We start from the raw sequence: 13,868 nt of genomic DNA, 5'->3' as shown, positions 1-13,868 counted from the left end.
TCTAATATCCTTACAAATACTCTATATATACAGTTCATCAAGGAGAAATTCTCTTTTTATAGGAATTCTTATTTTTGTAACTATAAGCAATTTCTTTTTTCAATATAAAACAAAATCTTTTTTATTTTATGGAATGATTGCTTATTTAATTAATAGATTACTTAGTCTTATATTAGTTTATAAAAGTATAACTAGAAAAGAACCTATTCCCATTGCAATTTCCACAATCCCATTTTTATTCTTTTACTTGTATATTATATTTTTATTTAAAGATTTTTATACCTACAATTTTTTAGTACTTCTATTTAATGGTTTATTAATGTCTTTATTAGGGGGGCTTTCATTATCTAATTATTATTTAGAAAACAAAGATGTTAACAATAAAAATTATTTTTTACTTATAAGTACTATTTCATTTGTAATGCAAAATCTAATATTTATTCTTCAAAAATATTACACTTTAGAACGACTTTTTGAACCTATTAATATTATATTGAACACATTATCTCTCTATATTTTCTATAGATTTATTATTTTAAGCGAAGAGTGTAAGAATAATAAATAAAATTTTATTATTCTTACACTCTATTGATTTTAGAATTAAAAAGATATTATTCTTTTTTATCTTCTAGAGGAACTAAATTAGATTCTTCCTCTATAGTTGTCGTTGAAACGGGACTAGCAGTCGGGTAAGTAGATTTTGGAAAAGCACTATATCTTTCTTCTATTTTAGGCCAATTAATTATACTAAAAAATGTATTAGCGTATTCTCTTTTTCTATTTTGAAATTTTAAATAATACGCATGTTCCCACATATCTAAGCATAATAAGGGAACTCCTTTAATACCTAGTGTTTTCATCTGAGGTGCATCATTATTGGCTGTGGTAATAATTCTTAATTTCCCGTATTTATCCGAAAGCAACCAAGTCCAACCTGAACCATTAATTCTTATAGAGGCTTCTGAAAAACTTTGAATAAACTGATCAAAAGAACCAAAATCTCTATTAATAGCCTCTAATAATTCACCGCTAGGCTGTCCACCAGCTTTTGGGGCAATAGATTCAAAGTAAAAATTATGATTGTATACTGCTCCTGCATAATTACGAACATCAGTATCCGAATAATTTAGGTTTTTAAATATATTTAAGAAATCTAATACTTCATATTTTGTTCCTATAACCGATTTATTTAAAGCATTAACATAGGGCAACAAATATTTTGAATAATGTAGCTCTAAAGTATTAGAATCTATATAAGGTTCTAAAGCTTTGTAATCATAAGTTAAATTGTATAATTGAAAAGATCCTTCATTAGCTTTTAAATCGGACGGTTTGGTATCTCTTTTTTCAACAGCCATTATGGGAGTAGCAGGAACATCTACTACTTCTACCAAGGTATCTTTCTTACAACTTAAAAAAGATAATGCAACCCAACAATTTATGATAACTATTTTTTTTTTATCCATTTATACAACTATTTCATTTACTAAATCAATATAACTTTTTTTAGCTTCCTCAATAGACAAATGGCTTACCTGCATCCAAGCGTTTAATTTAAAAGCATCGCGTACATCCAGATTACTATACTTCATATTAGACATAGAGCCATAACTGGCTTGTTTGTAATAGGCATATAAACGCAACATAATATCCTGAGGAAGAGAGTCCTGTTGCATTTTAGAAACTTTCATGAAAGCCTCCTTAAATTTAATATCTAATTCTTGATCAAACATTTTAAGCTTGCGCAATAACTGTGTAATTTCCAATTGCTTTTTCTTGTAGTTGTACATTAACCTTAGTTCCTAAAGGTAAATATAAATCTACACGAGAACCAAATTTTATAAATCCTGCATCAGTTCCTTGAGTAGCTAGATCTCCTTCTTTTGCATAATTTACAATTCTTTTTGCTAAGGCTCCTGCAATTTGACGATACATAATTTCTCCAAAAACTTTATTTTGAACGACCACGGAAGTACGTTCATTTTCCGTACTAGCTTTTGGATGCCAAGCTACCAAATATTTTCCTGGATGATATTTGCTGTATTTAACTATTCCAGAAACAGCGTAACGAGTAACATGAACGTTTATTGGAGACATAAATATAGAAACCATCAAACGTCTATCCTTAAAGTATTCTTCTTCGTATACTTCTTCTATGACTACTACTTTACCATCAACAGGAGCTAATATTGTATGTTCGTTAGGTTGTATTGTTCTGTTAGGATTTCTAAAAAATTGTAAAATCATTACATATAAAAATAACACTACTATTTGTACAGTCAAACGTAACCATATAATATCAACTAGAAATTTATCCGCTAAAAACAAGCTGATAATCATTACCAATGAAGCTACTGAAATAATTTTAATTCCTTCTTTATGAAACATATCCTACAATTTTTAATAATAAATAAACAAATGGAGTTGTAAAAATAATACTATCTAGTCGATCTAATATTCCTCCATGACCTGGCATAATATTACCACTATCTTTAACCCCAGCTAAGCGTTTGAATTTTGATTCAACTAAATCACCAATGGTTCCAAAACAACTCGTAAATAAAGCAATCAAAACCCAATATACTAACGGAAACAAATTTACATAATATATCCCAATTATAAAACTTGCCAATATAGCAAAGAGGGCACCTCCTAAAAAACCTTCTATTGTTTTTTTGGGTGATATTTTTTCAAACAACTTCCTTTTTCCAATTTTTTTACCAACTATATAGGCAAATGTGTCATTTGTCCATATTAAAATAAAAATTGCTATAATAATATGAGGATAATGATTATCATTTATTTCACCCAGTTTAGTAATTAGTATGAATGGGATGATAATATAACCTATTAATAGGATCCAATGCAAAGCAGTGATGTTTTTTATTTTATTATTAAATAACCAACTACAAAGAAAAATCAATACCATTAAACTGATGATGGTAAGCATCCAATTGTTAAAAGGATAGTTATTAAAGTAGGTAAAATTAAGATACGAAATGATAGCTAATAAAAAAGCCAGCCATTTGTTCATCCTAACTAAATTTGTAAACTCATTTACTGCTTGCAATAAAAAAAGTCCAAAAAGAATTAAAAAGGATTCTTCTGAATATAGAGTAGCAGACACTAACAAAGCAATATATACAATGCCTGATAATGCACGGACTAATGTTTCGTTCATGCTATAAATCTTCTAATAAAAGTAAATATACATTTTTTGGAGAACTTCCGTAATGAAGAAAATCTTCTTCTTTAACTTTTTCGAAATACTTAATAGTTGTAATATTCGTTGGATAATTAGTGGTATATCGTTTTTTAATTTCCCTCAATCCATCACTTTTACCTGGAACCATCTGGCTGGTGGCTCCTATTACTACTATACTATCTGGCAGTTCGTTAATTTTATTATGTTTTATTTGACTAGAAGAAAACATAATAGAACCGTCTTCTGCAATAAGTCCTTCACAAGTTGCTAATAAAAATTTAGGCCTTGTAGTATTCAGATAGGTTATATTATTAGAATCTAGCATTCCAAATAATTTTGATTCCAAGCAAATAGCCTCTGATTCGAACCAATCATTCTCTTCTAAAATATTTTCAAATTGTTCATTTAATTCTGCTAAATTTTCACAGTATAAGAATTTGCCTCCATTCTTTTTAAAATTCAAGGTGAACAACTCATCTACTGGTAAATTAACATTTACTTCTTGAAAAGGATTATATTCACTTTCATTAGCTTCTTGAGAAGCATCATTACTTGACCCAAAAATTTTCCTAAAAATACTCATATATTACTTACAAATAGAAGTAGTTGATTTAATTGGCAAAGTTAAAAAAAACTCAATCTAATTTTAACATAAGATTGAGTTTTTTAAAGTTTTTATTAACTAAGTTTTAAACAATTTCTTCCTGTAAAGGTTTATCATACGGACGTTTTCCAAAAATTTGCTCTAAATCGTCCTTAAAGATTACTTCTTTTTCTATTAAAATATCTGCCAAGTGCTCTAACTTTTCTTTGTTTTCTTGCAGAATATGAATAGCGCGTTGATATTGTTTTTCAATAATAGCCGATATTTCTTTATCTATTGTCAAAGCTGTTTCTTCTGAATACGGTTTAGAAAAATTATAATCGGATTGTCCTGAAGAATCATAATAAGTTACATTACCTAATGTTTCATTTAATCCATATATAGTAACCATAGCACGTGCTTGTTTTGTTACTTTTTCTAAATCACTTAAAGCTCCTGTAGAAATCATATCAAAAACTACTTTTTCAGCAGCGCGACCTCCCATTGTGGCGCACATTTCGTCTAACATCTGATGCGGTCTAACGATTTGTCTTTCTTCTGGCAGGTACCAAGCGGCTCCTAAACTTTGTCCTCTAGGTACAATAGTTACTTTTACAAGTGGTGCTGCATGTTCTAACATCCAACTCACTGTAGCATGTCCAGCCTCATGAATTGCTATTGCTCTTTTTTCTTCTACTGTAATTATTTTATTTTTCTTTTCGAGTCCTCCTACAATTCGATCTACTGCATCTAAAAAGTCTTGTTTGTCTACTGCAGATTTGTTGTTTCTAGCTGCAATCAGAGCGGCTTCATTACACACATTAGCTATATCCGCTCCTGAAAATCCTGGTGTTTGTTTTGACAAAAAGTCAGTATCTAAACCTTCTACCTTTTTTAAAGGTTTTAAATGTACTTCAAAAATTTCTTTACGTTCACGAATGTCTGGTAAATCAACATAAATTTGTCTATCAAAACGTCCCGCACGCATTAAAGCTTTGTCCAACACGTCTGCACGGTTGGTAGCAGCTAGTACAATTACACTGGTATCTGTTCCGAATCCATCCATTTCGGTCAAAAGCTGATTTAATGTGTTTTCACGCTCATCATTAGATCCTGAAAAATTGCTTTTTCCTCTTGCTCGACCCACCGCATCTATTTCATCAATAAAAATAATTGCTGGTGACTTTTCTTTGGCTTGTTTGAACAAATCACGAACTCTAGATGCCCCTACTCCTACAAACATTTCTACAAAATCAGAACCAGAAAGGGAAAAGAATGGAACTTTAGCTTCCCCTGCTACTGCTTTTGCTAACAATGTTTTACCTGTACCTGGAGGCCCAACTAATAAAGCTCCTTTAGGTATCTTACCTCCTAAATCCGTATATTTTTTTGGGTTTTTTAAAAATTCTACAATTTCTTGAATTTCTTCTTTAGCTCCTTCTAATCCTGCTACGTCCTTGAAAGTAACTTTTACATCTGTTTTTTCATCAAAAAGTTTAGCTTTTGATCGTCCCATATTAAAAATCTGTCCTCCGCCTCCTGAGCCTCCTCCAGACATACGACGCATCATAAAAATCCAAAATCCAATCAAGATAAAAATAGGTAATAACTGAATCATAAAATCAGTCCATCCACCTGATGTCTTGTATTCGTATTGAGAAAGTTTTTTTGCTAATTTAGCTTCTTTTAAATCTTTAGAAAAACTACCATCTTCGCCACTAATTTCGAAAGAATAATGAGGACCTACATTTTTACCTCCTAATAGATCTTCTTTGGGTAACTTTGTATGAGCTTCTTTTGCTAAAGCAGTTTCTTTTAAATAAACCGTAACAAAACGATCATTATCTACTTCTACTTTATCTACATCTCCTGCTTCTAAAAACTCATAAAACTTAGAAACATTTGTTTTAGTGGGTTCAATCCAACGAGATTGTCCTGATAAATACATCCCTATAAATACCGTTCCTATTAAAACGTATATCCACCAAGGATTAAATTTAAAATTATTTTGCTTATTTTCTTTTGACATAGATACTCTAACAATTAATATTTATTTTCGATTGATGTAATTTTAGCATCTCCCCAAAGACTTTCTATGTTGTAATATTCTCTGATGTGTTTTTGGAAAACATGAACAACTATGTGAACATAGTCCATTAATACCCATTCTCCGTTATCAGTTCCTTCTACATGCCAAGGTTTTTCTTTGAGTTCTTTTGAAACAGCCTTTTGAACTGAATTTACAATTGCATTAACTTGTGTATTCGAGGTACCATTGCAAATCACAAAATAATCACAAACTGTATTTTCTAATTCTCTAAGATCTAAAATATCTATATCATTCCCTTTTACGTCTTCAATACCTTTAATGATATTTGCTAATAAAATATCGTTTCCTACTTCTTTGTTCGCCATTTATCTTTAATAATTATTTTTCGCAAAGTTATTCTTTTTTGTCTTTATTTTGAAAGATAAAAATATAGATACTTAATTTTTACTATTTCAAATCACATTACATGAAGTTAATCAAACTCAATGCCATAGATTCTACAAATGATTTTTTAAAAAAACTTTCACAAAATCAGAGCCTTGAAAATTTCACAGTAGTTACAGCTAAGAGCCAATGGAAAGGCAAAGGACAAATGGGAAGTAGCTGGAACACAGAAAAAGATAAAAACCTAATAACCAGTATATTGATAAACAAAATAACAGATCATAACATTACTATTTTTGACCTTAATATAACTGTTGCTGTAACTATTAAAGAGGCTCTTGAAAAATATCAAATTCCTGACTTACACATAAAATGGCCAAACGACATTATGTCAGGAAATAAAAAAATTTCAGGTATATTAATAGAAAATAATTTTAAAGAAAATCAACAGGTAGAATCCATTATAGGAATTGGCCTAAATGTAAATCAAGAGAATTTTAGTAATTTACCTAAAGCATCTTCATTAAAACGTATAACTGACAAGGAATATAATGTAGAAGAAATATTATTTACTATCTTAGATATATTAAAAATAAATCTAGAAAAGTTAAAAAAGGATGGGAAAATAGAATTATGGAAAAATTATCATACCTATTTATTTAAAATTCATAAACCTGCTGTATTTGAAGATCAAAAAAATAAAAAATTTATGGGCATTATTCAAAAAGTAAATTATGATGGTTTACTTGAAATTATGATGGAAGATGATACTATTCAGACTTTTGGAATTAAGGAAATTACAATGCTTTATTAACGGAATAAGAGAATAAAAAAATGCTTTATCTAAAAATTGATTAAAGCATTTTAAATTATTTTATAGAAAGCAAAAGTTTAAATACTTTTTTCATCCAAGGCTAAGTCAGACTGTGTTTTACCATGATTAGCCGGTTGACCAAAACTGTCCAAATTAACCATCGTAATAGAATCTACTGTAATAATAGTAGCTTTTGTCATTACATTCTTAACCTCACATTTCATTGTAATAGAGGTACTTCCAAATTTAATAACATCTAATCCTATTTCTATAATATCGCCTTGTCGAGCAGAACTCATAAAGTTTATTTCAGACATAAACTTCGTTACAATTTTATTATTTTTTAAAATAACTATTGAATAAAGTGCTGCTTCGTCATCTATCCAAGATAACAATTTTCCTCCAAAAAGAGTTCCATTTGCGTTTAAATCTTCTGGTCTAACCCATTTGTGTGTCTTATATCTCATGCCTAATTTTATTAAGAACAAATTTACATATTTCCAGAAGATCAAATATTAATTCCTATAGCTATTTATTTTAAAACCTTTATTATTGACTTTATTAGCTTTTTTGTTTTTTATTTTTCTATTGACATTATTCAAAAGTGTACTAAAAACATTGGGTTTTTAACAGAATTTTATTAGCTTTTTTTTGAGAGTAAATTCTTAATAATAAATTTTTTACTATATTTAATAAAAAATAGAAGATGGAAACTCGCGATAAAAAACTTTTACTTTTAAAAGGAGAGCCTTTAGGGAATATAAGTGTTGAATCTTCATCAGAAGAATTGTTTCAAAATATGACAATTCGTCCTATACTAAAACTACAGAATGATTTATTTATTCAAGTTTTCATTAATTATGCTATTAAACAAAAGAATGTTTTTTTTACTCTTTCTGTGGAAAAAAAAATAACTTATATCGAAAATACCCTACAAAAAGATATTAAGTTTAGAAATTCTCTAAAAGGAATGGTAATTGGCTTATTTACCCTTGATGACTATACGGAATATACAAAAAACTCATCAAACTTAAACAAAAGGATGATAAATTTAATAATTGAACGATTAAAAAACAATATTCAATTATTAATTATTTAGATTTTAAATTGCTTATATTACAACATCAAATTCAAGAGGAAGTTGGCTCTGCTGAGGAGCAACCAACCAGCAATAGGTTTTATAATTAAGATAGTTAAGAGGATAGATTTTTAGTCTATCCTCTTTTAAATTATCGGTAAATAGTCTTATTTTCTTTAGCTAGCTTGGTTTCTAGTGCTTCTATACGCTTTTGTTGTTCTATGATATAAAGAGTTAACTCTTCTATTTTTTGTAATAACAAATTGGTCATTTCTCCTATTTGAAAGCCTTTTTCTTGAATTTCTTTAGCAGATGGGATATTAGGTAAATGGTTGTTTTCTTTAGTATATTTTTCAATTTCTGCCAGAGTAGGCATTTTATAATCAGCTTTTAAAATAGATTTTCCGTTATAATATTTTTCAAAAACATAATCTGCAGGTATTTTTTGATCAATACGTACCTCTTGTGCATGAATACTCCCTTTTACCGCAAGCATTTCATCTGGATTATTGGTACCAATTCCTATCTTTTTAAAAATTGCTGTCCCATTAACATCTAATTTTGCTGCAGGAATATTTGTTCCAATACCAATATTTCCATCAGAAGTTACTCGCATTCTTTCCTGATTAAATAAAGTATGAAATATTAAGTTTCCATCATTTCCATGAGTATACATTTCTACATCATTAGAAGTTCTTTTTAAACCATGCGAACTATTTCCTAAAAATAAACTTCCCCCTGTTCCATTTTCATTTCCAGACATAATTCCTCCTATAACCTGTAATCTTTCAGTAGGAGAATTGGTACCAATTCCTATTTTTTTATTAGGTAAAAAGGTCATATACGTATTATCCCAATCTTTACCTATAAAAGTGTACGACAAGTCTAAATTTCCATTTAAAGCATTTCCATACGAACCAAATGCCATTGATATAGGTTTTCCATATTCACCAATCCAAAATGCCCTAGCCCATCCTCCTGTATAATTTTTAGCATACGTATCTACATCTAAGACAACTCCATATACAGGGCCTTCTAGTCCTATCTTAACATTATTAATAGTTTGTTGTCCTCTTATATTTTCAAATCCTGACAACAAAATGCTTACTATTAAAATCTTAAATCCTTTCATTTTATTTTTTATAATTTAATTATGCAACCGTTATTGTTTATAATTATTAAAATCTTTATACTCTATATCTATATTGATTAAGCCATAAAAATCATATTGAATAAATTCACTTAGTTTTAAACCATTCAAGTACAGTGCTTGTTAGAATTATTAAACCATATTCTCTAACATTCTTTTATCATCATTTTTTATTTTATCATCTACATTATTTCTTATAGAATTTTACAACTACAAAAATAATAAAAGTTAATCTCCTAATTCTATTGCTTTTGAATTAGCTCTTTGAATAGCTCTATTAATGATCATATTCAAATTATTTTCATTAAAAAGCAGAATAGCTTGTTCTGTAGTTCCTCCTTTTGAAGCTACTTTTTTAATTAATTCATCATTAGACAATCCAAGAGATGCTTTTAGACTTACCGCTCCTAAAAAAGTTTGATGCACTAACAATTCTGCCTCTGCATCAGAAAATCCTAATTCTCTTGCCGCTTGTATCATAGCATTCATAAAATAAAAAACATAAGCGGGTCCGCTACCTGACACGGCTGTTGCTGGATTTAAAATTCCTTCATTTTCTACATAAATAGATTTTCCTGTAGTATTGATTAAATTTTGAATGATAAATAACTCTTTTTTATCGATTGTATCTGATGCTGAAAAAACAGTCATCCCCTGCCCTATCTGAGTTCCTAAATTAGGCATAGAACGAACAATCTTATTTACTTGTAATAAAGTAGCTATTTTTTGAATTGAAACACCTGCCATTACGGATAGGACAATTATTTGTTTATTTAATTTATCACGTAAAACCTTTGCTACTTTCTCAAATTCTTGTGGTTTTACAGCTAATATAAGAATATCTATTTCTTCAGTAAAAGGAAAATGATCTGTAGAAAAATTATTTAAAGGAATTAAAAAACAATCTTCTCTTTTTGGCAATGTACGTGTATAAACAAATATATCTTCTTTTCTTATAAAATGGGATTTAACAAAACTTCCAGCAAAAGTTTTACCTAAATTCCCATAGCCTACTATTGCTATTTTCATCTTTTATTATTTTAAAATTGGGGAAAATATTTTTTAAAGTGGATGTCTAAAAAGTAGTATCTTAAGGTATACAGAAGAAGTCACACTATGTAATTTGCTTGACCTATTCACTTCATTCGAGCCTCCTTTTGTTTTAAATGAAAAGATTGTAAACTATTAGTATATTTTCTTTAAAAAATATCTAAACTTCCTTTTCCTTCACGAATTACTTCTGGCTCTAAACCTGATAAATCTATTACGGTAGAAGCATGATTATCACCATAACCGCCATCAATAACCAAATCAACAATATTTTGCCATTTTTCAAAAATTAATTCAGGATCTGTGGTATATTCAATAATTTCATCTTCATCATAAATTGAAGTAGAAACAATAGGATTTCCCAATTGTTTTACAATTTCAATAGCTATTGAATTATCAGGTACACGAATCCCTACAGTAGTTCTTTTTTTAAATTCTTTGGGTAGATTATTATTGCCCGGCAAAATAAAAGTATAGGGCCCAGGTAAAGCTCTTTTTAAAATTTTAAAAGTAGAGGTATCTATTTGTTTGATATAATCAGATATATGACTTAAATCACTACAAACAAATGAAAAGTTTGCTTTTTCAAGTTTAACTCCTTTTATTTTAGCTATTCGTTCTAGAGCTTTGGTATTAGTTATGTCACATCCTAAACCATAAACGGTATCTGTAGGATAAATTATAAGGCCTCCTTCTCGTAGTATCTTAATAACTTTTGCTATTTCTTTTTCATTTGGATTTTGAGGATAAATTTTTAGAAATTGAGCCATATCGTTCTAATTAGTATTGTCAATTTAGTGAGCTTATAAAAGCCTAAGTTGGGTTAAATTTACTTCTTTTTAGTTTCTATAAAAAATAAAATAGAATATTAATTTGTTTAAATTTTTATTTTCAAAAAGAGGCTATCCTAAAGCTTCCTTTGTCTAAGAAACCTTTATAAAAAAACGATCTTCAATAGGCACTCCCGAATAGTTTAGTAATAAAAAGGCTGTCCAAAAAAGTTTTGAACAACCTCTTCACTAATCTTATTAAGCTGTATTATTCTTCTTTTTGTCCCATCATCATTAAGTAAGCTTTTAAAAACGAATCTAAATTACCATTCATCACACCATCTACGTCACTAGTTTCGTATTGTGTTCGAACGTCTTTGATTAATTTATAAGGGTGCATAACATAATTTCTGATTTGGGATCCCCATTCAATTTTCATTTTACTGGCTTCAATATCAGCTCTTTGTTCAAGACGTTTTTTCAATTCAATTTCATATAATTGCGAACGTAACATTTGCATAGCTCTTTCTCGATTATCATGCTGTGAACGAGTTTCAGAACATTGAATTTGAATACCTGTAGGCTTATGTAATAATTGAACTTTTGTTTCTACTTTATTCACATTTTGTCCTCCCGCACCACTTGAACGTGCTGTAGTGATTTCAATATCAGCCGAGCTAATTTCAATTTCAATTGTATCATCTACCAAAGGATACACATAAACTGAAGCAAAAGAGGTATGCCGTTTTGCATTGCTATCAAATGGAGAGATACGAACCAAACGATGAACACCGTTTTCACCTTTGAGGTATCCAAAAGCAAATTCGCCTTCAAATTCTAAAGTAACCGTCTTAATTCCTGCTACATCTCCTTCTTGAAAATTCAGTTCTTTTACTTTATATCCGTTTTTTTCTCCCCACATTAAGTACATACGCATGAGCATACTAGCCCAATCACAACTTTCTGTTCCTCCAGCTCCAGCTGTAATTTGCAATACGGCACTCATTGCATCACCTTCATCAGAAAGCATATTACGAAATTCTATAGTTTCTATATGTTCTATAGTTTGAAAATAAAGATCGTCTAATTCTTCTTCTGTAAATTCACCTTCTTTATAAAAATCAAATGCTATTTGAAGTTCATCTGCAAATTCAACAGCTTTATTATAATCTTCAACCCATTTTTTTTTAGAACGCAAATTTCTTACAATGCCTTCTGCTTCTTTGGCATTATTCCAAAAATCAGGAGCAAATGTTTTTTCTTCCTCATTTGTAATTTCAATCATTTTGGCATCTATGTCAAAGATACCTCCTCAACGCTCCTAGGCGTTCTATAATACCTTTAATTTGATCGGCATTTGTCATAATAAATTTCTATTTTTGGAGTTTTTAAAAAAAATTAAAATACTATTTTTGTATTTACTTGGAACATTATCTGTAACTATACAGAATCCTTTCCTAAGCAAAAGTACCAATCCTTTTATAATTATGGAAATAAATTTGGTAAGTGATACCGTTACAAAACCTACACAAGAGATGCTACATGCTATGTCTAATGCTAAAGTGGGTGATGATGTATATAAACAAGACCCAACAGTTAATGCTCTAGAAAGTAAAGTTGCTAACCTATTCGGGATGGAAGCTGCTTTATTTTTCCCATCTGGTACTATGGCTAATCAAACAGCTCTTAAATTAAATACACAACCAGGAGATGAAATTATTTGCGATCGGTGGTCACATATTTACCTATACGAAGGCGGAGGAACTGCGTTTAATAGTGGCTGTTCTTTAAGTTTAATTGAAGGACATAGAGGAATGATAAATGTAGATCAAGTACGAAAAGCTATTAATGATCCTGAGTTTTATCATGCTCCAAAAACAAGTCTTGTAAGTATAGAAAATACAACTAATAAAGGAGGGGGAGCCTGTTATGATATTCAAACTTTAAAGGAAATAAAACAAGTTTGTATTCAAAATAATCTCAAATATCATTTAGATGGTGCTCGTATTTGGAATGCTTTAGTGGCTACAGGACAATCTCCTAGACAATTTGGAGAATTGTTTGACACAATATCCGTTTGTCTTTCAAAAGGATTAGGAGCTCCTGTAGGATCTCTATTGATTTCTGATGAAAAAACCATAAAAAGAGCTCTTCGCATTCGTAAAATATTTGGTGGAGGTATGCGCCAATCAGGTTATCTAGCTGCCGCAGGTATTTATGCTTTAGATAATCATCTTGAACGATTAAAAATAGATCATAAAAGAGCACAAGAACTGGCCTTTATTTTAAATCAGCTCCCTTGGGTGGCTTCTGTGGAACCAGTAGAAACAAATATTGTGATTTTTACTATTCACCCCTATTTAGATGAAAGAATGATTCTTGAGAAGCTAAAAAGTAGAGCTATACATATAAGCTCAATGGGACAAGGAAAATTACGAATGGTAACTCATTTAGATTATCGTCAAGTCATGCATGAATATGTTTTAGATATACTTCCAAAAGTTGCTATGTAATTTCTAAAAAAGAATCTATAGGTTAAGTATTTTAAATACTTTCAATTCGTCGTTTTATTAGATTGTGAAATAAAATTTCAATTTTAGTGTAAAATAATATTGAAATAAAATTTATAAGTATAAAAGTTATCCAATAATTAAAATACTTATGAAAAAAATCATAAAAAATACCTAGATGAATCAAGTAAAAAGCGTAAGAGCTTTTGCCTAAAATTTGTATTATTTGAGTTGAAAGAAGCTTTTCAATAATAGTTTTTTCTGTAATTAAACC

General features: G+C 29.5%; 15 protein-coding genes. 3 read left to right on the top strand and 12 right to left on the bottom strand.

Going from position 1 to position 13,868, the window contains the following annotated elements; genetic code table 11:
- Window positions 1–611 precede the first annotated feature (611 nt).
- The 7 genes from B0A78_RS13755 to rsfS form a co-directional block, all read right to left on the bottom strand.
- Complete coding sequence (locus B0A78_RS13755) at window positions 612–1,466, bottom strand: superoxide dismutase (RefSeq protein WP_014164531.1); 855 nt, start codon at window positions 1,464–1,466, stop codon at window positions 612–614.
- Window positions 1,467–1,733: an acyl-CoA-binding protein gene (locus B0A78_RS13750; RefSeq protein ID WP_014164530.1), complete on the bottom strand. Its 267-nt coding sequence runs from the start codon at window positions 1,731–1,733 to the stop codon at window positions 1,467–1,469.
- 1 nt (window position 1,734) lies between these two features.
- Window positions 1,735–2,388 carry a phosphatidylserine decarboxylase family protein gene (locus B0A78_RS13745; protein WP_065213604.1) on the bottom strand — a complete coding sequence of 218 codons (654 nt, stop codon included), beginning with the start codon at window positions 2,386–2,388 and terminating at the stop codon, window positions 1,735–1,737.
- The gene (locus B0A78_RS13740; RefSeq protein WP_014164528.1) at window positions 2,378–3,181 is read right to left on the bottom strand and encodes a phosphatidate cytidylyltransferase; all 804 of its coding nucleotides are present in this window, start codon (window positions 3,179–3,181) and stop codon (window positions 2,378–2,380) included. The genes B0A78_RS13745 and B0A78_RS13740 overlap by 11 nt, the downstream gene beginning before the upstream one ends.
- A 1-nt stretch (window position 3,182) precedes the next feature.
- Window positions 3,183–3,788 carry an LUD domain-containing protein gene (locus B0A78_RS13735; protein ID WP_014164527.1) on the bottom strand — a complete coding sequence of 202 codons (606 nt, stop codon included), beginning with the start codon at window positions 3,786–3,788 and terminating at the stop codon, window positions 3,183–3,185.
- A gap of 106 nt (window positions 3,789–3,894) precedes the next feature.
- On the bottom strand, window positions 3,895–5,817 hold the full coding sequence (gene ftsH / locus B0A78_RS13730; protein WP_097609777.1) for an ATP-dependent zinc metalloprotease FtsH: 1,923 nt from the start codon (window positions 5,815–5,817) through the stop codon (window positions 3,895–3,897).
- A 14-nt stretch (window positions 5,818–5,831) separates the two neighbouring features.
- A complete protein-coding gene (gene rsfS, locus B0A78_RS13725; RefSeq protein ID WP_014164525.1) occupies window positions 5,832–6,203 on the bottom strand; it encodes a ribosome silencing factor in 372 nt (123 codons plus the stop codon).
- 101 nt (window positions 6,204–6,304) lie between these two features.
- On the opposite strand from rsfS, the gene B0A78_RS13720 reads away from it, so the two are divergent.
- Window positions 6,305–7,036, top strand: a complete 732-nt coding sequence (locus B0A78_RS13720) for a biotin--[acetyl-CoA-carboxylase] ligase (RefSeq protein WP_014164524.1) — start codon at window positions 6,305–6,307, stop codon at window positions 7,034–7,036.
- A gap of 77 nt (window positions 7,037–7,113) precedes the next feature.
- On the opposite strand, the gene B0A78_RS13715 is transcribed toward B0A78_RS13720, so the two are convergent.
- Window positions 7,114–7,503, bottom strand: a complete 390-nt coding sequence (locus B0A78_RS13715) for an acyl-CoA thioesterase (RefSeq protein WP_065213602.1) — start codon at window positions 7,501–7,503, stop codon at window positions 7,114–7,116.
- Window positions 7,504–7,742: 239 nt separating this feature from the next.
- On the opposite strand from B0A78_RS13715, the gene B0A78_RS13710 reads away from it, so the two are divergent.
- Window positions 7,743–8,135, top strand: a complete 393-nt coding sequence (locus B0A78_RS13710) for a glyoxalase (protein ID WP_065213601.1) — start codon at window positions 7,743–7,745, stop codon at window positions 8,133–8,135.
- Window positions 8,136–8,265: 130 nt separating this feature from the next.
- On the opposite strand, the gene B0A78_RS13705 is transcribed toward B0A78_RS13710, so the two are convergent.
- The 4 genes from B0A78_RS13705 to prfB all read right to left on the bottom strand — a co-directional run bounded on the left by B0A78_RS13705 (window position 8,266) and on the right by prfB (window position 12,448).
- Complete coding sequence (locus tag B0A78_RS13705) at window positions 8,266–9,246, bottom strand: hypothetical protein (protein ID WP_065213600.1); 981 nt, start codon at window positions 9,244–9,246, stop codon at window positions 8,266–8,268.
- A 246-nt stretch (window positions 9,247–9,492) separates the two neighbouring features.
- Window positions 9,493–10,293 (bottom strand): pyrroline-5-carboxylate reductase, encoded by an 801-nt coding sequence (proC, locus tag B0A78_RS13700; RefSeq protein ID WP_065213599.1) that lies wholly within the window; start codon window positions 10,291–10,293, stop codon window positions 9,493–9,495.
- A gap of 170 nt (window positions 10,294–10,463) precedes the next feature.
- Complete coding sequence (locus B0A78_RS13695; protein WP_097609776.1) at window positions 10,464–11,084, bottom strand: L-threonylcarbamoyladenylate synthase; 621 nt, start codon at window positions 11,082–11,084, stop codon at window positions 10,464–10,466.
- Between the two features lie 268 nt (window positions 11,085–11,352).
- Window positions 11,353–12,448, bottom strand: a protein-coding gene (gene prfB / locus B0A78_RS13690; protein WP_123906691.1) for a peptide chain release factor 2 whose coding sequence is annotated in 2 segments (ribosomal slippage) — window positions 11,353–12,384 and window positions 12,386–12,448 — 1,095 coding nt in all. Because the reading frame shifts where the segments join, the coding sequence is not laid out codon by codon here.
- Between the two features lie 123 nt (window positions 12,449–12,571).
- Here prfB and B0A78_RS13685 point away from each other — a divergent pair.
- On the top strand, window positions 12,572–13,597 hold the full coding sequence (locus tag B0A78_RS13685; protein WP_065213957.1) for a threonine aldolase family protein: 1,026 nt from the start codon (window positions 12,572–12,574) through the stop codon (window positions 13,595–13,597).
- The last annotated feature ends 271 nt before the right edge of the window (window positions 13,598–13,868 follow it).

The organism is Flavobacterium columnare NBRC 100251 = ATCC 23463 (genome assembly GCF_002530675.1).
Taxonomy (GTDB): Bacteria; Bacteroidota; Bacteroidia; order Flavobacteriales; family Flavobacteriaceae; genus Flavobacterium; species Flavobacterium columnare.
Note: the sequence above shows the minus strand (reverse complement) of the source record. Positions and strands in the feature narration are given on the sequence as shown.

Excerpts from the sequence above, each read along its gene's own strand:
- B0A78_RS13745 (WP_065213604.1), bottom strand. The coding sequence starts at position 2,388 with ATGTTTCATAAAGAAGGAATTAAAATTATTTCAGTAGCTTCATTGGTA.
- ftsH (WP_097609777.1), bottom strand. The coding sequence starts at position 5,817 with ATGTCAAAAGAAAATAAGCAAAATAATTTTAAATTTAATCCTTGGTGG.
- B0A78_RS13720 (WP_014164524.1), top strand. The coding sequence starts at position 6,305 with ATGAAGTTAATCAAACTCAATGCCATAGATTCTACAAATGATTTTTTA.
- B0A78_RS13715 (WP_065213602.1), bottom strand. The coding sequence starts at position 7,503 with ATGAGATATAAGACACACAAATGGGTTAGACCAGAAGATTTAAACGCA.
- B0A78_RS13685 (WP_065213957.1), top strand. The coding sequence starts at position 12,572 with ATGGAAATAAATTTGGTAAGTGATACCGTTACAAAACCTACACAAGAG.
- B0A78_RS13735 (WP_014164527.1), bottom strand. The coding sequence starts at position 3,788 with ATGAGTATTTTTAGGAAAATTTTTGGGTCAAGTAATGATGCTTCTCAA.
- B0A78_RS13705 (WP_065213600.1), bottom strand. The coding sequence starts at position 9,246 with ATGAAAGGATTTAAGATTTTAATAGTAAGCATTTTGTTGTCAGGATTT.
- B0A78_RS13695 (WP_097609776.1), bottom strand. The coding sequence starts at position 11,084 with ATGGCTCAATTTCTAAAAATTTATCCTCAAAATCCAAATGAAAAAGAA.
- B0A78_RS13710 (WP_065213601.1), top strand. The coding sequence starts at position 7,743 with ATGGAAACTCGCGATAAAAAACTTTTACTTTTAAAAGGAGAGCCTTTA.
- B0A78_RS13750 (WP_014164530.1), bottom strand. The coding sequence starts at position 1,733 with ATGTTTGATCAAGAATTAGATATTAAATTTAAGGAGGCTTTCATGAAA.
- rsfS (WP_014164525.1), bottom strand. The coding sequence starts at position 6,203 with ATGGCGAACAAAGAAGTAGGAAACGATATTTTATTAGCAAATATCATT.
- B0A78_RS13740 (WP_014164528.1), bottom strand. The coding sequence starts at position 3,181 with ATGAACGAAACATTAGTCCGTGCATTATCAGGCATTGTATATATTGCT.
- B0A78_RS13755 (WP_014164531.1), bottom strand. The coding sequence starts at position 1,466 with ATGGATAAAAAAAAAATAGTTATCATAAATTGTTGGGTTGCATTATCT.
- proC (WP_065213599.1), bottom strand. The coding sequence starts at position 10,293 with ATGAAAATAGCAATAGTAGGCTATGGGAATTTAGGTAAAACTTTTGCT.